Annotated in this window: 23 protein-coding genes; 19 read left to right on the top strand and 4 right to left on the bottom strand. The window is 60.3% G+C overall.

Features of this window, described 5'->3' with window-relative positions; genetic code table 11:
- Positions 1-311 precede the first annotated feature (311 nt).
- From ACU0FH_RS10240 to rlmH, 3 genes are all read left to right on the top strand, one after another.
- Positions 312-1,685, top strand: a complete 1,374-nt coding sequence (locus ACU0FH_RS10240) for a mechanosensitive ion channel family protein (RefSeq protein ID WP_446194508.1) — start codon at positions 312-314, stop codon at positions 1,683-1,685.
- A gap of 187 nt (positions 1,686-1,872) precedes the next feature.
- Complete coding sequence (gene rsfS, locus ACU0FH_RS10235) at positions 1,873-2,226, top strand: ribosome silencing factor (protein WP_088631949.1); 354 nt, start codon at positions 1,873-1,875, stop codon at positions 2,224-2,226.
- A 33-nt stretch (positions 2,227-2,259) separates the two neighbouring features.
- The gene (gene rlmH / locus ACU0FH_RS10230) at positions 2,260-2,730 is read left to right on the top strand and encodes a 23S rRNA (pseudouridine(1915)-N(3))-methyltransferase RlmH (RefSeq protein WP_446194507.1); all 471 of its coding nucleotides are present in this window, start codon (positions 2,260-2,262) and stop codon (positions 2,728-2,730) included.
- Positions 2,731-2,796: 66 nt separating this feature from the next.
- Here rlmH and ACU0FH_RS10225 read toward each other — a convergent pair whose 3' ends face one another.
- Positions 2,797-3,153 carry a hypothetical protein gene (locus tag ACU0FH_RS10225; protein WP_446194506.1) on the bottom strand — a complete coding sequence of 119 codons (357 nt, stop codon included), beginning with the start codon at positions 3,151-3,153 and terminating at the stop codon, positions 2,797-2,799.
- Between the two features lie 28 nt (positions 3,154-3,181).
- Positions 3,182-3,892 carry a DUF599 domain-containing protein gene (locus ACU0FH_RS10220; RefSeq protein WP_446194505.1) on the bottom strand — a complete coding sequence of 237 codons (711 nt, stop codon included), beginning with the start codon at positions 3,890-3,892 and terminating at the stop codon, positions 3,182-3,184.
- Positions 3,893-3,973: 81 nt separating this feature from the next.
- Between ACU0FH_RS10220 and ACU0FH_RS10215 the strand changes: the two genes are divergently transcribed.
- The 7 genes from ACU0FH_RS10215 to ACU0FH_RS10185 all read left to right on the top strand — a co-directional run bounded on the left by ACU0FH_RS10215 (position 3,974) and on the right by ACU0FH_RS10185 (position 10,755).
- The gene (locus ACU0FH_RS10215; RefSeq protein ID WP_446194504.1) at positions 3,974-5,422 is read left to right on the top strand and encodes an FAD-linked oxidase C-terminal domain-containing protein; all 1,449 of its coding nucleotides are present in this window, start codon (positions 3,974-3,976) and stop codon (positions 5,420-5,422) included.
- A gap of 76 nt (positions 5,423-5,498) precedes the next feature.
- Positions 5,499-6,620, top strand: a complete 1,122-nt coding sequence (locus ACU0FH_RS10210) for an FAD-binding protein (RefSeq protein ID WP_446194503.1) — start codon at positions 5,499-5,501, stop codon at positions 6,618-6,620.
- A gap of 72 nt (positions 6,621-6,692) precedes the next feature.
- Positions 6,693-8,084: a glycolate oxidase subunit GlcF gene (gene glcF, locus ACU0FH_RS10205; RefSeq protein ID WP_446194502.1), complete on the top strand. Its 1,392-nt coding sequence runs from the start codon at positions 6,693-6,695 to the stop codon at positions 8,082-8,084.
- Between the two features lie 63 nt (positions 8,085-8,147).
- Entirely contained in the window at positions 8,148-8,960 is an 813-nt protein-coding gene (locus tag ACU0FH_RS10200; RefSeq protein ID WP_446194501.1) for a trypsin-like serine peptidase, read from the top strand.
- Complete coding sequence (locus ACU0FH_RS10195) at positions 8,957-9,376, top strand: hypothetical protein (protein ID WP_446194500.1); 420 nt, start codon at positions 8,957-8,959, stop codon at positions 9,374-9,376. The genes ACU0FH_RS10200 and ACU0FH_RS10195 overlap by 4 nt, the downstream gene beginning before the upstream one ends.
- A gap of 150 nt (positions 9,377-9,526) precedes the next feature.
- On the top strand, positions 9,527-9,997 hold the full coding sequence (locus ACU0FH_RS10190) for an Hsp20 family protein (protein WP_446194499.1): 471 nt from the start codon (positions 9,527-9,529) through the stop codon (positions 9,995-9,997).
- A gap of 221 nt (positions 9,998-10,218) precedes the next feature.
- Positions 10,219-10,755, top strand: a complete 537-nt coding sequence (locus ACU0FH_RS10185; protein WP_238371998.1) for a PRC-barrel domain-containing protein — start codon at positions 10,219-10,221, stop codon at positions 10,753-10,755.
- Positions 10,756-10,813: 58 nt separating this feature from the next.
- On the opposite strand, the gene ACU0FH_RS10180 is transcribed toward ACU0FH_RS10185, so the two are convergent.
- Complete coding sequence (locus ACU0FH_RS10180; RefSeq protein WP_238371999.1) at positions 10,814-12,289, bottom strand: NAD-dependent succinate-semialdehyde dehydrogenase; 1,476 nt, start codon at positions 12,287-12,289, stop codon at positions 10,814-10,816.
- Between the two features lie 85 nt (positions 12,290-12,374).
- On the opposite strand from ACU0FH_RS10180, the gene ACU0FH_RS10175 reads away from it, so the two are divergent.
- Together ACU0FH_RS10175 and ACU0FH_RS10170 are read left to right on the top strand one after the other, a co-directional pair.
- Entirely contained in the window at positions 12,375-13,169 is a 795-nt protein-coding gene (locus ACU0FH_RS10175; RefSeq protein WP_446194498.1) for an alpha/beta hydrolase, read from the top strand.
- A gap of 182 nt (positions 13,170-13,351) precedes the next feature.
- Complete coding sequence (locus ACU0FH_RS10170) at positions 13,352-14,560, top strand: M24 family metallopeptidase (RefSeq protein ID WP_446194497.1); 1,209 nt, start codon at positions 13,352-13,354, stop codon at positions 14,558-14,560.
- A 173-nt stretch (positions 14,561-14,733) separates the two neighbouring features.
- On the opposite strand, the gene ACU0FH_RS10165 is transcribed toward ACU0FH_RS10170, so the two are convergent.
- The gene (locus ACU0FH_RS10165) at positions 14,734-15,162 is read right to left on the bottom strand and encodes an organic hydroperoxide resistance protein (protein ID WP_446194496.1); all 429 of its coding nucleotides are present in this window, start codon (positions 15,160-15,162) and stop codon (positions 14,734-14,736) included.
- A gap of 103 nt (positions 15,163-15,265) precedes the next feature.
- On the opposite strand from ACU0FH_RS10165, the gene ACU0FH_RS10160 reads away from it, so the two are divergent.
- The 7 genes from ACU0FH_RS10160 to ACU0FH_RS10130 all read left to right on the top strand — a co-directional run bounded on the left by ACU0FH_RS10160 (position 15,266) and on the right by ACU0FH_RS10130 (position 22,605).
- Positions 15,266-15,718, top strand: coding sequence for a MarR family winged helix-turn-helix transcriptional regulator (locus tag ACU0FH_RS10160; RefSeq protein ID WP_238372003.1), 453 nt, complete (start codon positions 15,266-15,268; stop codon positions 15,716-15,718).
- A 116-nt stretch (positions 15,719-15,834) separates the two neighbouring features.
- Positions 15,835-16,911: a hypothetical protein gene (locus ACU0FH_RS10155; protein ID WP_446194495.1), complete on the top strand. Its 1,077-nt coding sequence runs from the start codon at positions 15,835-15,837 to the stop codon at positions 16,909-16,911.
- Between the two features lie 38 nt (positions 16,912-16,949).
- Positions 16,950-18,071, top strand: a complete 1,122-nt coding sequence (locus tag ACU0FH_RS10150; RefSeq protein ID WP_446194588.1) for a hypothetical protein — start codon at positions 16,950-16,952, stop codon at positions 18,069-18,071.
- 73 nt (positions 18,072-18,144) lie between these two features.
- Positions 18,145-20,079: an ATP-binding protein gene (locus ACU0FH_RS10145; RefSeq protein ID WP_446194494.1), complete on the top strand. Its 1,935-nt coding sequence runs from the start codon at positions 18,145-18,147 to the stop codon at positions 20,077-20,079.
- Positions 20,076-20,987: a hypothetical protein gene (locus ACU0FH_RS10140; RefSeq protein ID WP_446194493.1), complete on the top strand. Its 912-nt coding sequence runs from the start codon at positions 20,076-20,078 to the stop codon at positions 20,985-20,987. Before ACU0FH_RS10145 ends, ACU0FH_RS10140 begins: the two co-directional genes overlap by 4 nt.
- The gene (locus tag ACU0FH_RS10135; protein ID WP_446194492.1) at positions 20,984-22,330 is read left to right on the top strand and encodes a DUF6638 family protein; all 1,347 of its coding nucleotides are present in this window, start codon (positions 20,984-20,986) and stop codon (positions 22,328-22,330) included. The genes ACU0FH_RS10140 and ACU0FH_RS10135 overlap by 4 nt, the downstream gene beginning before the upstream one ends.
- Positions 22,330-22,605 carry a hypothetical protein gene (locus ACU0FH_RS10130; protein ID WP_446194491.1) on the top strand — a complete coding sequence of 92 codons (276 nt, stop codon included), beginning with the start codon at positions 22,330-22,332 and terminating at the stop codon, positions 22,603-22,605. The genes ACU0FH_RS10135 and ACU0FH_RS10130 overlap by 1 nt, the downstream gene beginning before the upstream one ends.
- The last annotated feature ends 6 nt before the right edge of the window (positions 22,606-22,611 follow it).

Genomic DNA, 22,611 nt, shown 5'->3' with positions numbered 1-22,611 from the left:
TACACGGCTATCGGCTCAACCTACCGGATTCAAACATAAACCCCAAATTTGCCACAATTTTGTCCCTTTTCAATTCGGGGTTGCAGATCGAAACAATCATCCTTGGATTTTCACCCCTCGCGAAAGGAATCCGTCTTTCATATCAATGATAAACCGTCCGAATCATCGTCCGCGTTAGGGACTTGGCGCCAACGTCTCGCGACATAACCGGTAAATTCGAAGTGCTGCTTGGGACGCCCCGGGCATGATTTGTTCTACATCGTCTGTGACACGCCCGAAAATTCGTGCATCCTGCTTGCAGAAGAGGTGTCATGGAAGAATTTGAAACGCTGAACACGCTGGCGGAAACGGGTCAATCGATCTGGGCAGATGCGCTGCGCTATCTTCAGATGGTCATAGAACCCGGCTGGCGGCAGAACCAGATTCTGATCGTTCTGGGCCTGATCTTCGTGGCCTACGCCCTGCGGAAACTGCTGGAAGGGCCGCTCGACAACTGGTCGCGCAAGCGGTCTGGCTGGGAAAAATGGCAGCTGCGTCAGCTTGTGCATGTTCGCAAGAACCTTGGCCTTATCTGCTATGCGGTACTGGCCTCGGCGGTTTACGGGTTGATGCAGCAGCTGACATGGCCGTCGCGCAGCTACCTGATCGGCGTCGTGGCCACGCTGGTCACGGTCTGGGTCGTCATAGGCTTTACAACGCGGCTGATCCGAAACCCGACCCTGCGACGGCTGGTTGCGTGGTTCCTTTGGATATACGGTACGCTGCTCGCGCTAGGTCTCATCGACGAGACAGAAGCGCTCCTGGACGAACTCGCCTTCAGCCTAGGCAACGTCCGGCTTTCCATGCTGACCGTGATCAAGGCCTTGGTGATCATCACGCTAATGCTGACGCTGGCCCGGCTTGCGACACAAAAAGCGGGAATAGCGCTGTCCCGGAACGAGGACATGTCGCCGTCGATGCGGGTTCTCGGCACCAAGGCAGTGCAATTGCTCGCCTACGGGATCGTCTTTATCGTCGCCATCCGCTCGCTGGGCTTCGATCTGACCGGCCTTGCCGTCGTGTCCGGCGCGATTGGCGTCGGGATCGGGTTCGGCCTGCAAAAGGTGGTGTCCAACCTGATCTCCGGCCTGATCATCCTACTCGACAAATCCATCAAGCCCGGCGACGTGATCTCGCTCGGCGAGACCTTTGGCTGGATCGACAGTCTGGGCGCGCGATATGTTTCTGTCGTCACCCGGGATGGCAAGGAATACCTGATCCCGAACGAGGACCTGATCACCAGCCAGGTGGTCAACTGGTCCCATACCAACAAGTTCGTCCGGCTCGATATCTTCTTTGGCGTGTCTTACGGGGATGATCCGCACAAGGTGCGCAAGGTGGCCGTCGAGGCCAGCGAAAGCGTCGAGCGGGTGCTGACGCATCCCAACCGGCCCGTCTGTCATATGGTCGGGTTCGGCGACAGCAGCGTGGATTATATCCTGCGCTTCTGGATCACAGACCCTGCCGGCGGGCTGACCAACATCAAGGGCCAGGTTCTGCTGGCCCTGTGGGATGCCTTCAAGGAGAACGATATTTCCTTCCCCTTCCCGCAGCGCGAGGTCCGCCTGCTCGACGGATCCACGGTGGAAATGAACGCGCGCACGCATGTCATTAAGGAATCCGACGATCCTGGGAGAGGCAGCTGAGCCATTGCAAGCGGGCGCGATTTCGGCCATCAGCCGCCGAATGCGCCGCTTTCATTGAAAAGTCATTAAGGCGCTGTTAAATTGGGGCTACCCCATGCGCCGGGGGCCGTCGGCGCGCAAAACGGAGGACGACGTCCTGACAACCTTTGCAGAAGCGGAAACTTCCGCTGATGACCGGGCCAGTATGATGATGGCCCAACCCCAGCCGGACAGCGAAGAGCTGCTGGCGCGTATCCTGACTTCGCTCGAAGACGACAAGGCCGAGGATGTTGTGCAGATCGATCTGCGCGGCAAGACAGCCATGGGCGATTACATGGTCATTGCCAGCGGCCGGTCGACCCGGCAGGTTTCGGCGATGGCGGAAAAGCTCATCGACCGTCTCAAGCACGACTTCGGACGACTTGCCCGGATCGAGGGCAAGGACACGGGAGACTGGGTGCTGATCGATACAGGCGACGTGATCGTTCATATCTTCCGCCCCGAAGTCCGAGAGTTCTATCAGCTCGAGAAGATGTGGATGCCGAGCGGCGCCGCCAACTGATCGCCCACCGGGCGCGGCAGGAACGGAACGAATATGCGCGTGCATATCTGCGCGGTCGGTCGGTTACGGTCCGGGCCCGAGAAAACACTGATTGACGATTACCTCACCCGGTTCGACCGGACCGGGCGTGCGCTTGGGCTTGGCCCGGCGCAGGTGGTCGAGGTTGAAGACCGCAAGGGCGGCGGCATGGCAGCCGAGGCCGAGTTACTGCGGCGGGCAATTCCCAAGGGCGCGGTCCTGTGCTGCATGGACGAGCGCGGCAAGGCGCTGTCCTCTCCGTCCTTCTCCGAACGGCTTGCCGGGTGGCGTGATAATGGCCGTTCTGACCTTGCGCTGGTCATCGGGGGCGCAGACGGAATCGATCCGGCTCTGCGAGGTGAGTCGGATATGCTGCTCTCGCTGGGTGCAATGGTCTGGCCACATATGCTGGCGCGGGTCATGCTGAGCGAGCAGCTCTACCGCGCGGCGACGATCCTCGCGGGAAGTCCTTATCACCGGGATTGAAAGGCGCCAGCGCCGGATTGGGGCGCTGCCCCAAACCCCGGGATATTTTATGACCCAAAGAAAGGGTCATGGAAGCCTGTAAGCCACTACTGTTTCGGACCAGCCCTCGACGAGGCATCTGGACTGGATATGGATCGTATCTAGCCCCTCGGGTATTTTGACGCCGGACAGGCTGCGGGTGAACGGCTGTTCATTCACATGCGGATGAAGGAGATCACGGCGAGCCAGTTCGGTCCCCTTTGCGTCCAGAACGCGCCAGCCATCGGCAAAATGTTCCCATCCCGTGTCGGCATGCGAGAGGGTCACCGATATCTGCCAGCCGGATGCCTGTTTCGTCGTAGTGATGCTTTCGACGACGGGTGCCTCGGCCTGTAGCGGCGCTGCCGCGAGACAGAGTACCGGCAGCAGGTATTTTAAGGTCATTGGCAGTCTCCCGGGTTGGAGCTTCGGGTTATTGCTGCGAGGAGGGCGGCGTCTGCAGCAGGTAGCGGCGCGAGCGGGAGGCGAACTCCCTGCGCCAGAGGATTCCGGTAGTGAGCAGGGCGGCGACGATCAGCGCAACGGGACCCAGCAGCCAGGCCAGCGCCGCAAGGGCGAAATAGGTGGAGCGCATGCCCTGGTTGAAGCTGCGGGCGGCGGTGATGTTGATTTCCGCGGCCTGCCTGGCGCGGGGCTGCGCGATCGGGTCCTCGGGGTCATTAGGCACGGCAGCCATCAACACGGCGCAATAGCCGAAGAGCCGGTGCGCCCAGACATATTTCAGGAAGGCATTGGCCTGAAACAGAAGCACCGCAAGGATTTTCACCTCCCAGACCACGGTCGGCGCGCTGTCGAGCGTCAGGTCCCGGGCGAGACCGGCGAGCTGGTCGGCATTGCCGATCAGGGCAAGCCCGCCGCCGATTGCGATCATCGAGGCGGAGGCAAAGAAGGTGGTGCCCTGACGCAGGCTGCTTAGCACCTGACCGTCGAAGAGACGGGGTTGACGGGTGAGCATATGCACCATCCAGTCACGGCGGAACCCCTGCATCAGGAGGCTAACGGAAATCCGCGAGTTGGCCGGGTTCTCGATCCGCCAGCCGATGCCGAGCCAGCAGATGAGCAGGCAGAGCACGGCGGCCCCGTCCAGATAGGAAAACAGGGCGATGCGATCCTGCCAGCTCATGCCGGAATTCCGTTCCGGGCGGGAAAAACCTTGCCCGGGTCGAGAATTGGAAATATTTCTTTACCAGATCGGAGAGTTATCATGGACATGCCTGTTGCCAACCCGGCCATTCTGGCCCGAAAGGCGGCTTTGGTCGAGCGTCTGCGCGCGGTTTTGCCGGAAGAAGCGCTGATTTCCGACCCCGCCGAAACACGCGCCTATGAATGTGACGCGCTGACCGCCTATGCCTGCCCGCCGATGCTGGCCGTTTTGCCGGGCTCGACGCAGGAGGTTTCCGACATACTGGCGATCTGCCACGAGATGCGCGTGCCGGTGGTGCCGCGCGGATCGGGCACGTCGCTTGCCGGGGGCGCGCTGCCGACGGCGGATTGCGTCATCCTTGGGGTGGCGCGGATGAACGATGTTCTTGAAACGGATTACGAGAACCGCCTGATCCGGGTCCAGACCGGTCGCACCAATCTGAGCGTGACAGGGGCTGTCGAAGAGGAAGAATTCTTTTACGCGCCGGACCCGTCGAGCCAGCTTGCCTGTGCCATCGCCGGCAATATCGCGATGAATTCGGGCGGGGCGCATTGCCTGAAATACGGGGTGACAACCAACAACCTGCTGGGCGTCACGCTTGTGATGATGGATGGCACGGTTGTCGAGATCGGCGGCGGTTACCTCGATTCCGGGGGGCTTGACCTCTTGGGGGTAATTTGCGGCTCGGAGGGGCAGCTTGGCGTGGTGACCGAAGCGACCCTGCGAATCCTGCGCAAGCCCGAGGGCGCGCGCCCGGTGCTCATGGGGTTTGACAGTAATGAAGTCGCCGGGACCTGTGTCAGCGACATCATACAGGCCGGGGTACTGCCAGTGGCCATCGAATTCATGGACCGCCCCTGTATTCAAGCTTGTGAGGCATTCGCCAAGGCCGGGTATCCCATGTGCGAGGCACTGTTGATCGTCGAGGTCGAAGGCTCGGAGGCCGAGATCGACCACCAGCTGGGTCTGATCACCGAGATCGCACGGCGGCATGATCCTGTTGAACTGCGCGAGGCGAAGGATGCGGATGAGGCCGGGCGAATCTGGCTTGGCCGAAAGAGCGCCTTTGGCGCGATGGGCCAGATCAACGACTACATGTGCCTCGACGGCACGATCCCGGTCTCGGCGCTGCCGCAGGTGCTGCGCCGGATCGGAGAGATGTCGAAGGAATACGGGCTGGACGTGGCAAATGTGTTTCACGCCGGAGATGGCAACATGCACCCTCTGATCCTGTTCGATGCGAACAAGCCTGGCGACCTTGAACTCTGCGAGAACTTCGGGGCCGATATCCTCAAGCTATGTGTCGATGTGGGCGGTTGCCTGACCGGGGAACATGGTGTCGGGATCGAGAAGCGTGACCTGATGCTCTATCAGTATGCCGAGGCGGACCTTGAGGCGCAGATGCGGGTAAAGGATGTTTTTGATCCTGACTGGCTGCTTAATCCGGCCAAGGTCTTTCCGCTGTCGGTTTCCGAGGCACGGCGGGGAGATCTGGCGAATGTGGCGTGAGATGGCCTTTTCGGGGCCAGCCCCGTCGCCCTTGCGGGCGACTCCCCGGGATATTTGAAACCCAAAGAAGGTCAGGATGACTCCAGAAAACGAAGAGGAACTGTCGGCAGTGCTGGCCGAACGCCGGGATCCCGTCTTGATCCGGGGCGGCGGCACGCGCGGAATCGGCATGGAGGCATCCGTTCTGGAAACCGGGCGTCTGAGCGGCATCGAACGTTATGAACCCGGCGCGCTGACGCTGGTTGCCGGGGCGGGCACCCCGCTGGCAGAGATCGAGAAAGCGCTGGCCGAGGGCAATCAACGGCTGGCATTCGAGCCGATGGATCATCGCGGCCTTTTAGGGAGTGAGGGAGAGCCTACAATCGGCGGGATCGTGGCCGCCAATATCTCGGGGCCGCGGCGGATACAGGTCGGGGCCTGCCGGGATCATCTGCTCGGGGTGCGCTTTGTTGATGGTAGCGGCAGCATCATCAAGAACGGCGGGCGCGTGATGAAGAACGTGACCGGTTATGATCTGGTCAAGCTGATGGCGGGGAGCTGGGGGACGCTGGGCGTGTTGAGCCAGGTCTCGCTCAAGGTCTTGCCCGAAAGCGAGACCGAGACGACGCTTTTGCTGCCCTGTCCCGATGTGGCGACGGCTGTTTCGCGCATGTCCGCCGCGCTGGGATCGCCCTTTGAGGTGACCGGGGCGGCCTGTGCGCCCCGCGAGGGGCCGCTTACGGTGATGCTCCGGCTGGAGGGGTTCGAAGAGTCCGTCGCCTATCGCGCACAGCGTCTGGCAGATCAGCTTGGCGATTTATCTCTGGTGTCGGATCGAGATGAATCGCGGCGGATATGGCGGGAGATCCGCGATGTTTCGGCCTTTCACGGGACCACCGGAGATGTCTGGCGCATTTCCGTCAAACCGGGCGATGCAGCGGAAGTTTCGTCGCGGCTCGAGGCGGAGGCGCTGTCCTTTGACTGGGGCGGCGGACTGATCTGGGCGCTGGTCGGCGAAGGCTCCGATCTGCGCCAGCGGATCGGCCCATTCAGCGGTCATGCGACACTCGTGCGAGCGACCACCGATACACGCACGCGGTTTGGCATGTTCGAGCCGGAACCCGCGCCGCTTGCCGCGATAAGCGCCGGATTGCGCGAGAGGTTCGATCCGCGCGGCATTCTCAACCCCGGCCTGATGAAGACCCCTGCCCATGCTTGATTGCGAACACCCCGTGCCCGGTCGCAACCGGGCAGGCAGCGATGGCACATGGTGCGAAAGAGAGAGACGCTGATGCAGACCCATTTTACCGATGCGCAGCTTGCCGACCCTGACGTCGAGCGGTCGAACGAGATCCTGCGGGCCTGTGTCCATTGCGGGTTCTGCACGGCGACCTGTCCGACTTATCAGGTGCTGGGGGATGAGCTCGACAGCCCCCGCGGCCGGATCTACCTGATCAAGGACATGCTGGAAAACAACCGGGTGCCTGATGAAAAGACCGTCCGGCATATCGACCGCTGCCTGTCCTGCCTTGCCTGCATGACGACCTGCCCCTCGGGCGTGCATTACATGCACCTCGTGGATCATGCTCGCAGCTATATCGAGGAAAACTACCAGCGTCCGCCGTCCGACCGGGCGCTGCGCTGGGTGCTGGCGCGTATTCTGCCCTACCCCAATCGCTTTCGCCTTGCGCTTCTTGCGGCCAAGATCGGCAGACCGTTCAAGCGGCTGCTGCCCGATGCGCGGCTCAGGGCGATGCTGGACATGGCACCGCGCGATATCCCGCCGGTCAGCCGCAACGACGATCCGCAGAGCTTTGCCCCGGAGGGCAAGCGGCGCAAACGGGTCGCACTTATGACCGGCTGTGCGCAAAAGGCGCTGAACACCGATATCAACGACGCGACCATTCGGCTGCTGACGCGACTGGGATGCGAGGTTGTCGTCGCCGAAGGCGCGGGCTGCTGCGGGGCGCTGACACACCACATGGGCAAAACCGATGAAAGCCATGCCTCCGCCGCGAGCAATATCCGGGCGTGGCATAACGAGATTCATAACGGCGGGCTTGATGCCATCGTCATCAACACTTCGGGTTGCGGCACGACCGTAAAAGATTACGGCCATATGTTCCGCGAAAATGACGACCTTGCCGTCTGCGCGGCGCAGGTATCGAATCTCGCCTGCGACATCAGCGAACTACTGGTCCAATTGCTGGATGAAGACCCTGGCGAAAAGCACTCGACCGCCAGGTCGCTGATTGCCGGAACCGATCGCGCGGACAAGCCGGAAGCCCCGCATCACGGTATGGTCGTGGCCTATCACGCGGCCTGCTCTCTCCAGCATGGGCAAAAAATCAAGACTCACCCCAAGACCCTGCTGAAGAACGCGGGCTTTACCGTGGTCGAACCTGCCGACAGTCACCTGTGCTGCGGGTCCGCAGGCACCTACAACCTGATGCAGCCGGAAATTTCGGGCCAGTTGAAAGAGCGCAAGATCCGCACGCTTGAGGCGCGAAACCCCGACATCATCGCGGCTGGCAACATTGGCTGCATGATGCAGATCGGGTCGGGCACGGGGATTCCGGTCGTGCATACGGTAGAGCTTTTGGACTGGGCCAGCGGTGGGCCGAAACCGCCCGCGCTCAGCAGAAATGCAACAGCCCCATCGGGCCCGCCGATACTTCGTTGATGCGCCGTATTTTCGCCTTAAGACACGGGTAATCGGAATCACTGACGAGTATGGGAGTACCGCGTGCGCCGCTGGATCGGATTTCTATTTGCGATTTCACTGCCACTGGCCGCCACGGCCGAGGATTCCGCCCTGCACCGGCTCGACACGACCGAGGATGGACGCGCTTGGGAAGCGGTCGGACGGCTTGACGTCAATGGCGCGGGCTTTTGTACCGGTGCGCTGATCGCGCCCGATCTTGTGCTGACCGCCGCTCATTGCCTGTTCGACAAGACCTCGCGCAACCGGATTGCTGCGGAAACCATCGAATTCATGGCAGGCTGGCGCAACGGGCGGGCCTCGGCCTACCGGCATGTGCGCCGCGCCATCGTCCACCCCGATTACGTATTCGCCGGCGATGTGTCACCGGAACGGGTTCGGAACGATCTGGCCCTGCTCGAACTGCAGCACCCGATCAGGAACACGACGGTAACGCCATTTCGCACCGCCACCCGGCCGCGCACCGGCGAAGAGATCGGGATCGTGTCCTACGCCCATGACCGCTCCGAAGCGCCGTCACTGCAGGATGTCTGCCATGTCATGGCGCGTCAGCAGGGGATGCTGATCATGTCCTGCGACGTCGACTACGGGTCTTCCGGCGCGCCGATCTTTTCCTTTTCCGATGGCACGCCGCGCATCGTTTCGGTCGTTTCGGCCAAGGCCGAAGTCGGCGATCAGCGCGTCGCACTGGGGACTGACCTCGAAGGTCCCTTGACCGTTTTGCTGGCCGATCTGGCCGCCGGTGCGGGCTTTGACGTCCCGAATGCGCCCCGGATCGGCCGAATCCGCGTGGGCGACGAGAAAAACCAGACCGGAGCGAAATTCGTCAAACCATGAAAAACACCCTGCTAGCCGCCTGCGCCCTTGCCGTTTCATTCGCGCCCCCCTCGCTGGCCGAGGACATGGATCCGATCGACATCCGTCGGGCCATACCGGTGAGTTCGCCGGTCGAAGGCGCATGGGGCGGGCTGAGCGCTATTTCCGGCGCTGGCAAAGCTGTGCCGTCACGCATGGGCAGTCCCTGTATTCAGGTCGGGCAGGGATCGCGGCCGGGCGCAAACTGCCTACCCGCAAAGTCATTCGATTATGCCAAGTTCGGCGAATCCGGCGTATCCGACCTGTTTTCCTTCGAAGAGGCAGACACCAATGCCGGGTATTACATCCACGTGGATATGCGCCGGTTGAATGAACTCAACGCGCAAACGCACAGCGACCGGTCGAATCAGGACAGGACACGCAAGGGAACGCGCTGAAGAAATCTGCCCAGCAGAGGTCTTGACAGAAAATTCCTCAATTCCCATCTGAGCCTTGTCGGGATGCCTAAAAGGGTTCCGACAAAAGTCCAATCGCCCGTCCCCTGTGGAGGGCAAAGAAGAAATCGCTCAAAGATGAGGATTATACCTATGCGTACGTTTGATTTTGCACCGCTTCACCGTGCAACCGTCGGCTTTGACCAACTGGCCGACCTGATGGACCGTCTCGTCACCAATGACGTAGGCCAGTCCACATACCCCCCTTACAATATTGAAAAAACCGCTGACGACGCCTATCGCATCTCGATCGCCGTTGCCGGTTTCACCGACGAGGACCTGATGGTCGAGGTCAAGGAAAACGCGCTGGTCGTGTCGGCCAAGAAAGCCGATGAAGCCAGCGAGAACCGCACCTACCTGCATCGCGGCATCGCCACCCGCGCGTTCGAACGCCGGTTCCACCTCGCCGATCATGTACGCGTCACTGGCGCGACCCATGCCAACGGCATGCTGCATATCGACCTGGAACGCGAAGTGCCCGAGGCGCTGAAACCGCGCCGCATCCAGATCGCGTCCTCGACGGAAAAGAAAACAGACGTCATCGAATCCAAATCGGTGAACTGAATATCGGGCTGATCTAGCCCGTTGATTTCTCGGCGCCCGTTCGGTTTCTGTCCGCCAATAACGGCTCAGAAACCGGGCGGGCGCTTTTCGTTTTCGAAAGCGTTTCCGGCACGTGTTCAGGTTCGCCAGAAGGCAGGTTCAATAAAATAGCTTTAATTTTGGAACACTTGCGGGTGGCTCACGTTGTTACCCCAATGGAAATACAAAGGAGGAGTTTCAAAATGAACTTCAATTACAAAACCCTTACCGCCAGCACGCTTGCTCTGACTCTGGCTGCGGCCGGCGCCATCGCCGAAACCACAACGACCAGCACGAGCACGATGAACGAAGCGGAACCGAATGCCGCTGAAACGGAAATGTCCAACAGCCCGATGCACCGCGATTCGATGCAGAATGTCGATCTGGAATCGATGAAGGGCAACCTGATCCGTACCCGCGACATCACTGGCGGCAACATCTACACGATGAACGAAGCCGACGATGAAGGCTGGGATCCCGACATGCGCTACAACGAAGTTGGCGCTGACTGGAATGAAATCGGCGAAATCGAAGACATCATTCTCTCCAAGGACGGCCAGATGATTGGCATCGTCGGCGAAGTGGGCGGTTTCCTCGACATCGGCGACAAGCACGTCCTGATCTCGATCGACGACGTGAACCTCGTCCCTGTCGACGACAAAACCTATGCTTTCGTGACGCGTCTGAACGAAGAGCAACTGGAAGAGCTGCCCGAAGTTGACGAAGGCTTCTGGGACTAACTCTCCCAAGCTACTCCTAAGAAAAAAGGGGCCTTTCGGCCCCTTTTTTTGTGCGTGCTCAGACGCTCATGCAGATGTATTTCATCTCGAGGTAATCCTCGATCCCATGATGGCTGCCTTCGCGGCCGAGACCCGATTGCTTGACCCCGCCAAACGGCGCGACCTCGGTCGAGATGATGCCGGTATTCACACCGACGATCCCGTATTCCAGCGCCTCGGCCACCTTGTAGACGCGGCTCAGATCCTTGGCGTAGAAATAGCTCGCCAGACCAAAGATCGTGTCATTCGCCATCTCGATCACGTCATCCACATCATCGAACTTGAAGAGTGGCGCGAGCGGGCCAAAGGTTTCCTCGGTTGCAACCTTCATCTCTTGCGTGACGCCGGTAACGATTGTCGGCGCGAGGAAGTTGCCGTCCATGTTCTTTTCTTCGCTGCCGAGCAGGATCTGCGCGCCTTTGGCCAGCGCATCCTTGATGTGCTCCTGCACCTTTTCACCGGCTGCCGGGGTGATAAGCGGACCAAGGTCCGTCCCATCCTCAAGACCGTCGCCAACTTTCATCTGGCTGACACGTTCTTTCAGCTTGGCGGCAAAAGCATCGTATATGCCCGACTGCACATAGATCCGGTTGGCGCAGACGCAGGTCTGGCCGTTGTTGCGGAACTTGCACATGATCGCGCCTTCGACCGCCGCATCCAGATCGGCGTCGTCGAACACGATAAAGGGCGCATTGCCGCCCAGTTCCATCGAGCATTTCATCACGTTGTCCGCCGCCTGCTTCAGCAGGATACGACCCACCTCGGTCGAACCGGTAAAGGTCAGCTTGCGCACCTTGCCGTTCTCGCAGAATTCCTTGCCAACGGCTGAGGAAGACGACGACGGCACCACGTTGAACACGCCCGCCGGGATACCGGCCCGTTCGGCCAGCACGCCCATGACCAGCGCGCTCAGCGGGGTTTCCGCCGCAGGACGGGCGACAAAGGAACAACCCGCAGCCAGCGCCGGAGCAGCCTTGCGGGTGATCATCGCGTTCGGAAAGTTCCACGGCGTGATCGAAGCCGCAACACCAATGGGCTGCTTGATCACGGTGATGCGCTTGTCGCGCTGGTGGCCAGGGATGGTCTCCCCGTAAACCCGCTTGGCCTCTTCGCCGAAGAATTCGATGAAGGACGCGCCATAGGCGATTTCACCCTTGGCCTCGGCCAGCGGCTTGCCCTGCTCGGCGGTCAGGATGGTGCCCAGATCGTCCTGGTTCTCCATCATCAGGTCGAACCATTTGCGCAGGATACCGGCGCGTTCCTTCCCGGTCATCGCAGCCCATTCCTTTTGCGCGGCATAGGCGGTGTCAATGGCCTCGGCGACCTGTTCCCGGCTCAGGTCGGCAACCTGCGCAATGACATCCCCGCGCGCCGGATTGTACACGTCGAACGTGCCATCGGCGCCATCGATCCACTTGCCGCCGACATAAGCCTTGGTCACCAGCAGGTCGGGGTCTTTCAAGAGGGATTTGAGATCAGTGGTCGTGTCGAGCATGAGAGCCTCCATCAGACAATAATTACTCGCGAAGCTGAAGCATCTGCGGCATGAATTGTCCAGACGAACAGCAAAGGAAGTACAGATGGAACTCGACGACGCCTATGCAAATGGCGCTCATATCGCGGGAGCGGAAACCTATCCGCCGCGCTGGAACGAGGCCGCGCAAGCGTTTCGCGACAGTATGGAGGCGCAGGGCCGTGCGCGGCTCGGCGAGGCTTATGGCACCGGCGACCGCAACCGGTTCGATCTGTTCCTGCCAGAGGGCACACCAAGGGGCATAGTGATCTTCGTGCACGGCGGGTACTGGCTGAATTTCGACGCCTCCACCTGGTCGCATCTGGCAGCCGGTCCGCTGGAAAAGGGATGGGCGGTCGCCCTGCCCTCCTACGATCTGTGCCCGTCGGTCCGGATTTCAGAGATTACTCTTCAGATCGCCCAAGCCGTTCAGAAGATTGCAGAAATGGTTCCGGGGCCGATTGCGCTGACGGGGCATTCCGCCGGCGGACACCTTGTCGCGCGGATGCTGGCCCCGGAAATGCTGCCACCGGAGGTCGCCGAGCGCATCGCCCATGTGGTGCCGATTTCGCCGCTGGCGGATCTGCGGCCGCTGCTCAGGACGTCGATGAATGAAAACCTGCGTCTGGACGAGGCCGAGGCCTGGGCGGAAAGCCCGATTGCCCAGCCCGTGCCGGAAGTTCCCGCGACCGTCTGGGTCGGGGCTGACGAACGGCCCGCATTTCTCGATCAGGCCCGCTGGCTTGCCGAGGCTTGGGGCTGCGGTAATGTCATCGTACCGGGCAAACATCATTTTGACGTGATCGACGCGCTGGCCGATCCGCAGGATGCTCTGGTCACGACGCTGACGACACCGGCCTGATCCCGTGCAAAGCCCCGGTAGAACGATCTGAAAATGCGTCGACCCCGGCATCCGGGGTTGCCTGCCGGGGCTGCGCGTGGCTATAGCTTGACCGGGCAAGGCGATGGCGTCGCCTCATCGAAACGATGGGCCCGGTTTTCCCTGTCCTGCACGCCGGGACCTTTCTGAAAAGGAGGGTCGCTGTGACCACACGTCCGGAATTTCACCGCTTTCACAATGGCGAAAAGGCTGCGCTGCCGTTTGCCGTGGAAGAATACGAAGACCGTCTTGAAGAACTGCGCGAGCGCATGGAAAACGCCGGGGCCACAGTCGCGGTTTTCACCTCGATGCATAACATCGCCTATTACTCGGGGTTTCTCTATTGTTCTTTCGGGCGGCCCTATGGGCTGGTTGTGACCGAGACCGACTGTGTCACGATCAGCGCCGGGATCGACGCGGGCCAGCCGTGGCGACGGTCCTTTTGCGATAACATCACCTATACCGACTGGACCCGCGACAATTTCTGGCGCGCGGTGCTGTCAGTCACCGGTACCGGCGCGATCGTGGGCTATGAGGGCGACCACCTGACGCTGATGCAGCGCGACAAGCTCGAGGATTTCCTGCAGCCGCTGACCATGCTGGACCTCAGCTATACGACGATGAACCAGCGGATGTACAAGTCTCCGACGGAGATCGAGCTGATCCGCGCCGGGGCGGCGGTGGCGGATGTGGGCGGCTATGCCATTCGCGATGCGATCCGCGAAGGCGTGCGCGAGATCGACGTGGCAATGGCCGGACGAGACGCGATGGAGTTTGAGATCGCAAGCCGGTTTCCCGATGCGGAATATCGCGACACATGGGTCTGGTTCCAGTCGGGGCTGAACACGGACGGGGCGCATAACCCGGTGACAGGGCGGGTCTTGCAACGGGGCGATATCCTGTCGCTGAATACCTTCCCGATGATCTCGGGCTATTACACGGCGCTGGAACGGACCCTGTTCCTTGGCGAGGTCGACGAAGCCTCGCTGAAGATCTGGGAGGCCAATGTGGCGGCCCACGAATACGGGATGAGCCTTTTGAAGCCGGGGGTAAGCTGCGCCGCGGTCACCGGGCAGATCAACGCCTTTCTCGCCGAGCGCGACCTGCTGCAATACCGGACCTTTGGCTATGGCCATTCCTTTGGGGTGCTGAGCCATTTCTATGGCCGCGAGGCGGGCTTGGAGCTGCGCGAAGATATCGACACGGTGCTGGAGCCGGGCATGGTGATTTCCATGGAGCCGATGCTGACCATTCCCGAGGGCCAGCCCGGCGCAGGCGGGTACCGCGAGCACGATATTCTCTTCATCACCGAAGACGGCAATGAGGACATCACCGGCTTTCCCTATGGGCCGGAGTCCAACGTGGTGGGGTGAGCGAAATGGCCGCTTTGCGGCCATGCCTCCGGCGGCCGTATTTGAACCGAGAAGAAGCGGGGCGTGCGACAGAATTCGGGGGGTGATATGCGTACACAGGCTGTACACCCCCTGTACACCGCCGCGGTGCAGCATCGGGGGTGGCGCGGATTACTGCGCCACCCTGACCGGTTTCAGGCGAGGACCGGTTTGATGTCGAGATTGTTGCGGGTCGCGTTGGAATAGGGGCAGACCGCGTGGGCGGTATCGACCAGATCCTGCGCGACATCCGCGTCCAGCCCCGGAAGGGAGACGCTGATCGAGACATCCAGGCCGAAGCCGCCGGAACCGTTCGGCCCGATCCCGACCTCGGTGTTTACGGTGGCTTCATCCGGAACTTTGACCTTCTTGGCGCTGGCCACATGGCGCAGGGCGCTCAGGAAACAGGCCGCGTATCCCATGGCGAACATTTTTTCTGGATTGAGCTGGTCGCCGCCTGCGCCGCCGAGTTCTTTAGGCGTGGCGAGATCGGCGGTGAAGGACGAATCGTCAAGTGCGACCTTGCCGTTGCGGCCATCGCCGGACGCGGTTGCGGAAGTGTTGTAGAGAATCTTGTCAGGCATGAGTTGTTCCTCTCTTTAACTGCTTGTTATATCGTGTACGATATAATCGTAAAACTATAAAGTCAAACTTGCGTGAAACCCTGGCCTCGGATAGATTTGCGGGATGGATGACAAAACGATGCAGCCTCTTTTGCAGCACATGCTCTGCCTGGATCTCTACGCGGCGAACCAGGCCGTGCACCGGGTATACAAGCCTCTGCTGGCGCCCCTTGGGCTTACCTATCTGCAGTACCTCGTGATGGTGGGGCTGTGGGAAAAAGACCCGCTGAGCGTGAGCGAGATCGGGGCGCGGCTGGGGCTGGAGAGCAATACGCTGACGCCGATGCTGAAACGGATGGAAGCTGCCGGGTTGATCACACGGCGGCGGGATCCGGGCGACGAGCGGCGGGTGAACATTTCGCTGACAACAGAAGGCGACGAGATGCGCGCCGCGGCGGGAGAGATACAGCGCTGCCTGATGGAGGCGACCGGGCGCAGCGAGGCAGAGCTGCTGCGCTTTCAGGAGGATCTGCGCGGGCTGATCGGCAATGTGAGGCGGGCAGCCGACGACGGTTAAGGCTTTGCTTGGCGGGCCGGATTTGCAACTGTTGACGGGAATTCGATGTCTGGGGATGTAAATTCCCGTAACATTACCTAGATACGTTAAAACCATTCATTCAGCAGGAGCTTTCGATGGCCGATTTTGACGCGCTGGTGCGCGAATCCCAGGAGAAGGTGGCGAAGAGCCAGGCCGAGATCCAGGCGGTGACCGGACGGATCGAGGCCGCCCGCGCAAAGATCGAGGCAGGCGAGGCCTCGGGCATCGATATCGAGAATGCGACGCTGGAGGATGTGCACGCCCATACCGAGGTGATGAACGCCAATATCGCCGAGCTGATCATGGGACTGGACGATGTGACCTCGGGGTTTTCGCGTGACTTCGACGAGATGCGCAACAAAACCGGCTGGGAGAGCTTTGTCGGCATCTTCTCGCGCGGAAAATCAGATTCGATGCGGCAGGAACGGGTGCGGGCCGCCAATATCGACGACAAGCTTCAGGACCTGATTTCCAAGTCCGACACCATCGTGAAGCTGCTCCAGAACCAGCTTTCGCTGCTGGAGGAACAGAAGACCAAGGTCGAAGGCAACCTGAGCCAGACGCTGGATGACCGCGAATTCACGGTGCAGGAACTTGAGACGGTGCGGGCCGATATTCTGGCGATGGATCCCAAGATCATCGCGCTTGAGAACAAGATCAGCGTGGAGCAGGATGCCGCCGCGCGCACCAAGCTGGAAACCGAGCTGGCCGATCTGAACAAGCAGTATAACGCGATGGTGCAGGAAGAGCAGGTCAAGCTGGCGCGGTCGCAGACGCTGGAGCGATACATAGAGAAGGGCAAGACCTGGGTAGATTCGCTTCAGAATCAGGCGGCGACGCAGATGGTGCTGATCAACAAGCTGGAGACCGACACGCAACAGCGCGTGGTGCTTTACGATGCCCTCTCGAAATCGCTGAAGACGGCGCAGCAGCAGGATGTGGCGCATCGGATCAACGAGATCGGAGTGAAAACCGACCAGGAAGCGCAGACCGCCATGGCGTCGATTGGGACGGCGACGAACCAGAAGATGGCCGATATGCTGGAAGCCCACGAGGACCACATGGTTTTCGCGCGTAAGGTGCAGGAGGCCAAGGCCCGCGCCGATGAACGCTTTGCCCGGCGGTTTCAGAAGATCGTCGAAAAGCATGACAAGAACCTCTATGGTGGCTGAGCGATGCGGGTCGGGCTGACAGGGTGGCGGGCATGAGCATGTCTGAGACCACGGCGGAGCGGTTCGGGATCTCTGATGGGTTTGCCTCGCGCCGCTATTTCCGCAAGTTTTCCGAGATCACCGCGCATCTTGGGCGGGTTGCCGGTGTGATGGCCGCCGAGGGTGAGCTGAGCCGGGAAGAGGTGAAGGTGCTCACCGGCTATGTGACGGCGCTGACCTATACCTTTCGGGCGCTGTCGATGAAGTACCTGATGGTGGGGCGCGATACGGGGCGGTTCTTTGGCTCGCTGACCATCGACACCACCGATAGCGGCTTTCCGGTGGCGACCGAATTGATGACCATGGCGAACGATGCCCAGCAGGCGCAGGCGCATCTGGCGAACATGCCGTCGGAGGCGGCGCTGAAGGACCAGATGCTGCGCGAGATCATTGGCGAGCGGTCGGTGCCGACGAAGCTGCAATTCGCGCTGTCGCAGCGGAATTACTACGGGGAACTGCTGCGCGGTCACCTGTTCTGGCTGCGCAACGACCCGGAAAGCATCTGGCTGCGCAATCTGAGCGAGACGCGGCGGCGGTTCCTGCTGCACTGGGCGGTTTATGACAGCGAGACCAACCTGCCGGTGGTCTACCTCATGGAGGTGGAGGATACCGGGAAGGTGGCCCTGCCGAAGGATCAGTATCGCTGGCCCGAGGTGCAGGCGCATCTGATGGCGCAGTCGCTGGGCGGGCTGAAATTGCTGACCATTGCCAAGGGATTCGACACGGATTTCGACGATCTGCACCCCAAGCGGCTGAAGCGGTTCCATATCGGGCCGATGTATTCCCATGCCTATACCCATCAGCACGGGCCGTTGCGGCAGGTTCTGGCGGATGCGGAGGCGCCCGAGGGTCAGGACTGGGCGCTTGTCTGGAGCCGCGAGGATCTGGAGAGCGAGCGGGTGATCGAGGAACGGGCCGGGTGGTTTTCGACCGTGGAGCGGGAGGTGTTCGCACTGGACCCATTCGCGGGGCGCGGGGCCGAGACAGGAACGACGGCAAGCGAGCGGTCGATCATATTGCCGCAACGGCCGTTCCAGGTGCTGAGCGAGCAGGCGCCGCCGGGGTTCGACGGGGTGCGGAAATACGTGGTGGGCGCGGGTGGCCGGGTGCTTCGGTACTGAGGGGCACGCCTGCGGAGAGGACGGGACCGCCTCCGGCGGCCGTATTTGAAACGAGAAGAAGCAGGGGGTGGGCATGAGCCTGACCGGCGATCAGATGGAGCTGCGGGAAGAGGATATCCGCAAGCATTACCCGGCCGCGCTGGCTATGCTGGAAGGGTTCGATCATGCGCCGCGTATCGCGCGGGCGGGTGAGCCGGTGGCTGTGGAGCGGTCCTCGGGCGTGGGGACGCGGCGGCGGTTTCGGTCAACCACGCCGGGGCTGGTGACACGATCGACGATGCGGCCCGAGGGTGTGCGGCTGCTGGAGCGGATCGAGGCGGCGGATGAGGGCGAGGCGCTGGTGTCGCCCTTGCAGGCGGTGGCGATGAATGCGGTGCGGCGGGCGCTGGCGATATCGCTGGCGCTGGCGGAAGGGTTTGGCGAGGCGACGGCGCTGGCTGGGCTGAAACGGGCCAATCTGGCCGGGGATCTGCCGGCCGGACGCAAGGGGGAGTTTTCCGAGTTGCTGGCGGCGGAGGCGCTGATCTCGCTGCATGTTTTCGGGAATGCGCTGGCTTTTCTTTTGTCGTCACACGGGAGCGAGGTGTCGGTCGAGGTTGGCGATGTGGAGGAAGTGCTGAGCGACAATGGTCAGCTGGCACTGCATGGCGCCCTGTGGGAGCTGGATCAGAAGCTGGCGGCGATGGCGCAGGACGAGACCCGGATGGTCGCCGTTATGTCCGCCTATGCGGAGCAGTTGATGGAGAAGGTGGCGCTTCGCGCGCAGAGTGCCGCCCATCTGGGTGCCTTTGCCGGAGCGGCGTGGAAGGTGGAGGCCGACGATCTGGTGATCCGCGGGTTTACGCCCGCAAGCAAGGCGCGCTCGACCAGCCTTTCCATGAGTTTCAAGAAACCCGAAGAGGTGATCGGCAACCATATCGCCAAGTACCAGTCGATGAAGCTGGCCAAGATGCTGATGGCCTATGATTTCGACCGGCGGCTCAACCCCTTTGCCGAATTGGGCGGGTTCATCTTTACCTTTATGGGCGACGGAATGCCGGGGACCGGCAAGACCACGCTGATCCAGATGATGGCCGGGCTGATCAACGAGTATTGCGCTGTCACGGGCTATCCGTTCCGCTACCAGAACCTGTCGACCGAGAATATCGACAGCTACCAGGGCAAATCGGGACAGAACGCCAAGGATTTCGTGAACGGCATCCTCGATCCCGGCGTCATCGGCTTTGGCACCATCGACGATATCGACCAGCTGGCGGGGAAACGGGGCGACCGGCAGAGCTCGGCCGGACAGCTGGAGATCACTGCCGTTCTGATGGAGAGCTTTGCCGGGGCGAATACGGTGGTGCGGGGCAATTGCACCTTTGGCATGTTCTCGAACTTCCCCGAAAATGTCGACGATGCGCTGCGCCAGCGGGCCGGGGCGCGGTTCCTTGTCGACGGGCCGCAGACGCGCGAGGATTACGTGGATATCCTGCACCTTCTGCTCGGGCGCGGGCATGAGATTCCGCTGGGCGATCACGAGGCCTTTGCCGCGCAAGAGATCCGGAAAGCGGTGAGCGCGAGTTTCGCGCAACATGCGCGACCGCGAGAGGCCGGTTTGATTGAGGTGTTCGACCGGGTGCGTAGCGAGGTCGGCGAGCTGGATACGATTGCCAAGATGGGCCGCTATCTCAAGGCGATCCAGCAGGCGGATGCGCGGTTTACCGGGCGGGCGATCAAGAACATCACCGATGCGGTGAAGGTGCGCGCGATGGATTTTGAGCTGCCCGATGAATGGATGGAGAACCCGGAGCTGTTTCTGTTCAAGGGTTATGACGAAAAGAAAGCGATGATCGAAGAGCTGCGCGTGCCGGTGACCGCGGAAATGGTGCTTCAGGAGATCAACCGCTATGCAGATTCCGAGTTCCGCTATGCGGATAAATCGGATGAGGCAGCGATTGAGGATATGGTGCGGGAATTTGAGCGCACGGAGGTGGCGAAGAAGCGGTATTTGGAGGGGAGAGGGTGACTACGTTTTTTGTATTAATTCTGATTTCATTACTCATTTTACTGACGTACAAAGCAACCGATCTTTCTCAAAAATCACAGAAAAAGAAACCTGAACTGAACGCTCTCGTTATTGTAGGGTTTATTATTACCGTTCTATTTATTTTGGGTGTCTCCCTCTTGGGAAATCTGGAATACTGCGATCCACAAGCAGCGCCCGACTGTACGACAAAATTCCAGGCTTTTCTGGACGGTCCGCCCAATGAAATCGGCGATACTCTGGCAGGTTTGGCGGGTGCATTAGCGTTCTTGTGGATTATCATAACGGTGATACTCCAAAGCAAGGAACTCTCTGAACAGAGGAAAGAGCTTAAACGAACGCGTAAAGAGTTTAAGAAGATGTCAAAAGCTCAAGATCAACAGGTTCATCTACTAACTATGCAAGGTGAAATTTTTCAAGAGGAGCAATCTCAACGAAGACAGATCTTTGCTAAAAATAATCTGGACGAATTACTGCGGAGTTTCTGCCTTAATCTTTCTAAGTTCAAGGAACAGGAATGGCACTTCAAACTTCCAAGCCAACTAAAGGAGCCGGGAACGAGTCGAGTCTCGATAGCATATCGGCTGCGTGAGGGAAACAGCATCGAAAATGAGATTTTGCAGGCCCGTGAATGCTTTAAAAAGTTTCTATCCGAGTTGAATAGCGCTTTGAACTACAGAGTATTGGTTAAATTCCCCGCCCGGATCGAATTTAAATTGTCAATCATTGAACCACTTCTAGCTGCCGTTGTGGAAAAAGATAAGTTATCCGAAGCTGAAAGGATTAGAGTGAACAGGCTACAGATTAGCCTTTTCTTAGAAGAGCTGCGCGAATTTCATGAAGATCGGAATTTCTGGTCTGTATCCGAACAGTCTGGATCGAAAAAATGAAACGCCTCATCCAATCCGGCCTTATGTTTGGCAATCTCTATCATGTTTCCGGCTCGGCGATGGTGGAGCGGTATAACCGGGCGTTGGCGCATCTGACGGGGAAGCGCTCAACCCTGACGGATTTTCACGTGGATATTTCCGGCTACAGCCCCGAGATCGGGGATGAGTTCGAGGATCATCTCTATCTCAACCACAGGGGCGTGAACCGGCAGTTTATCCTGCTCAGCACCGAGCAGAAACGCTGCCCGCTGCTGAACGTGAAATTCTCGACCAGCCGCGAGATCCTCAAGAGCTTTATCGCGGATAACGAGGCACAGTTATTTGCGCTGACAGCGCGGGATGCGGTCGCGGGGGAGCTGGTGAATTCCGTGTTCGATATCTCTTCGCCCGCGCGGCTGTTCGACGTGGCGCGGGTGACGATCGAGGCGGATACGACAAGCGGGACCTTGCGCCATGCGGGCAAGCTGCATGAGCTGGCGGACCGGTTCCGCAACGAGGAAGACGGCTGGTTCGATGATGTGCTGATCGCGGATATGATCGAGCTTGCCGGGAAATCGGGGGATATTTCGCGCAACCCGGTGAAGCTGAACCAGAAGGTTTATGAGCAGCCGGATTTCTGGACCTCGCATTTCGGCGGCTGTTACCTGTTCCGCTCGGTGCCGCATCCGGCGCTGATCTGCGCCGACAAGGGGCAGGTTGGCGAGGTGCCGATCCAGTTCGTCTTTGGGCTGGAAGAGCGCAATCGCATTGCCAAGTTCCTGTCGCTGAACGAGCTGGTCGAACCGGTGGTCAAGGCGCGTGGCGTGGACGGGGCGGCGATCCTGCAGCAGAAGATGGATTTCATCGTGATCGATGCAGCCGCGGATCAGGGGATCGACCTGACCGGGCTGACGCGCTCGGACATGCGGCGGCTGGCGCGGCAGCACAGCGATGCCCTGCCCCGCGCCTATCACGAATTGCGCGCGCAATGGCGCTGGGCCGAAGAGGGCGGAAAATGGCCGCGGATCGTGTCCGACGACGAGGGATATTTCTATAGCCTGCGGGCAGCGGATACCGAGTGGAAGGATCTGGTGAACATGCTGCTGGCCGAGCTGTGCCCGATGGATGTGCGGCAGATGTTCATCTGCCACAAGGAGCTGTTCTATTGCAGCTATGCAGGCTGGCCGGACACGAAGCGCGCCTATGTGGCCGAATTCCTTGCGCGTGAGTACATGGTCGACAAGGTTGGCGCGCGCGAGGCCTTGTTCGGGCATGAACCGGATATGAAGAACGAACTGCCGCCGGAACCGGTGCGCGATATCGTGGACCGGGTCGGCCCCTGGGGCGCGGTCAGGAGGTCCTGATGGGATTGATCCGGCTCATCATCTTTGGCTTTATCGCCATGACGATTGCCTATTTCGTGATTTCCATCTACTCGCGCTCTGTGCGACGGGAGAAGCTTGAAAACCGCTGGGCCGAGAAACATCCCGATGGGGGAGACGCCCGACAGCGCGAGATCTTTATCGAGCGCGGCATGGCAGCCTATCATTCCAGCCTGCGTCCGAAACTGATCCTGCTGGTGTACGTTGTCCCCGTGGTGCTGATCGCCACCATCCATATCATCACGACCTATTACTGAGGAGCG

Source organism: Heliomarina sp., assembly GCF_052826185.1.
The sequence above is the reverse complement of the archived record's forward strand: the minus strand, read 5'-3'. Positions and strand labels throughout refer to the sequence as shown.

What these genes read in the sequence shown, in the direction of transcription:
- ACU0FH_RS10240 (WP_446194508.1), top strand. Translation starts at nt 312, where the DNA reads ATGGAAGAATTTGAAACGCTGAACACGCTGGCGGAAACGGGTCAATCG.
- rsfS (WP_088631949.1), top strand. Translation starts at nt 1,873, where the DNA reads ATGATGGCCCAACCCCAGCCGGACAGCGAAGAGCTGCTGGCGCGTATC.
- rlmH (WP_446194507.1), top strand. Translation starts at nt 2,260, where the DNA reads ATGCGCGTGCATATCTGCGCGGTCGGTCGGTTACGGTCCGGGCCCGAG.
- ACU0FH_RS10225 (WP_446194506.1), bottom strand. Translation starts at nt 3,153, where the DNA reads ATGACCTTAAAATACCTGCTGCCGGTACTCTGTCTCGCGGCAGCGCCG.
- ACU0FH_RS10220 (WP_446194505.1), bottom strand. Translation starts at nt 3,892, where the DNA reads ATGAGCTGGCAGGATCGCATCGCCCTGTTTTCCTATCTGGACGGGGCC.
- ACU0FH_RS10215 (WP_446194504.1), top strand. Translation starts at nt 3,974, where the DNA reads ATGGACATGCCTGTTGCCAACCCGGCCATTCTGGCCCGAAAGGCGGCT.
- ACU0FH_RS10210 (WP_446194503.1), top strand. Translation starts at nt 5,499, where the DNA reads ATGACTCCAGAAAACGAAGAGGAACTGTCGGCAGTGCTGGCCGAACGC.
- glcF (WP_446194502.1), top strand. Translation starts at nt 6,693, where the DNA reads ATGCAGACCCATTTTACCGATGCGCAGCTTGCCGACCCTGACGTCGAG.
- ACU0FH_RS10195 (WP_446194500.1), top strand. Translation starts at nt 8,957, where the DNA reads ATGAAAAACACCCTGCTAGCCGCCTGCGCCCTTGCCGTTTCATTCGCG.
- ACU0FH_RS10190 (WP_446194499.1), top strand. Translation starts at nt 9,527, where the DNA reads ATGCGTACGTTTGATTTTGCACCGCTTCACCGTGCAACCGTCGGCTTT.
- ACU0FH_RS10185 (WP_238371998.1), top strand. Translation starts at nt 10,219, where the DNA reads ATGAACTTCAATTACAAAACCCTTACCGCCAGCACGCTTGCTCTGACT.
- ACU0FH_RS10180 (WP_238371999.1), bottom strand. Translation starts at nt 12,289, where the DNA reads ATGCTCGACACGACCACTGATCTCAAATCCCTCTTGAAAGACCCCGAC.
- ACU0FH_RS10175 (WP_446194498.1), top strand. Translation starts at nt 12,375, where the DNA reads ATGGAACTCGACGACGCCTATGCAAATGGCGCTCATATCGCGGGAGCG.
- ACU0FH_RS10165 (WP_446194496.1), bottom strand. Translation starts at nt 15,162, where the DNA reads ATGCCTGACAAGATTCTCTACAACACTTCCGCAACCGCGTCCGGCGAT.
- ACU0FH_RS10160 (WP_238372003.1), top strand. Translation starts at nt 15,266, where the DNA reads ATGGATGACAAAACGATGCAGCCTCTTTTGCAGCACATGCTCTGCCTG.
- ACU0FH_RS10155 (WP_446194495.1), top strand. Translation starts at nt 15,835, where the DNA reads ATGGCCGATTTTGACGCGCTGGTGCGCGAATCCCAGGAGAAGGTGGCG.
- ACU0FH_RS10150 (WP_446194588.1), top strand. Translation starts at nt 16,950, where the DNA reads ATGTCTGAGACCACGGCGGAGCGGTTCGGGATCTCTGATGGGTTTGCC.
- ACU0FH_RS10145 (WP_446194494.1), top strand. Translation starts at nt 18,145, where the DNA reads ATGAGCCTGACCGGCGATCAGATGGAGCTGCGGGAAGAGGATATCCGC.
- ACU0FH_RS10135 (WP_446194492.1), top strand. Translation starts at nt 20,984, where the DNA reads ATGAAACGCCTCATCCAATCCGGCCTTATGTTTGGCAATCTCTATCAT.
- ACU0FH_RS10130 (WP_446194491.1), top strand. Translation starts at nt 22,330, where the DNA reads ATGGGATTGATCCGGCTCATCATCTTTGGCTTTATCGCCATGACGATT.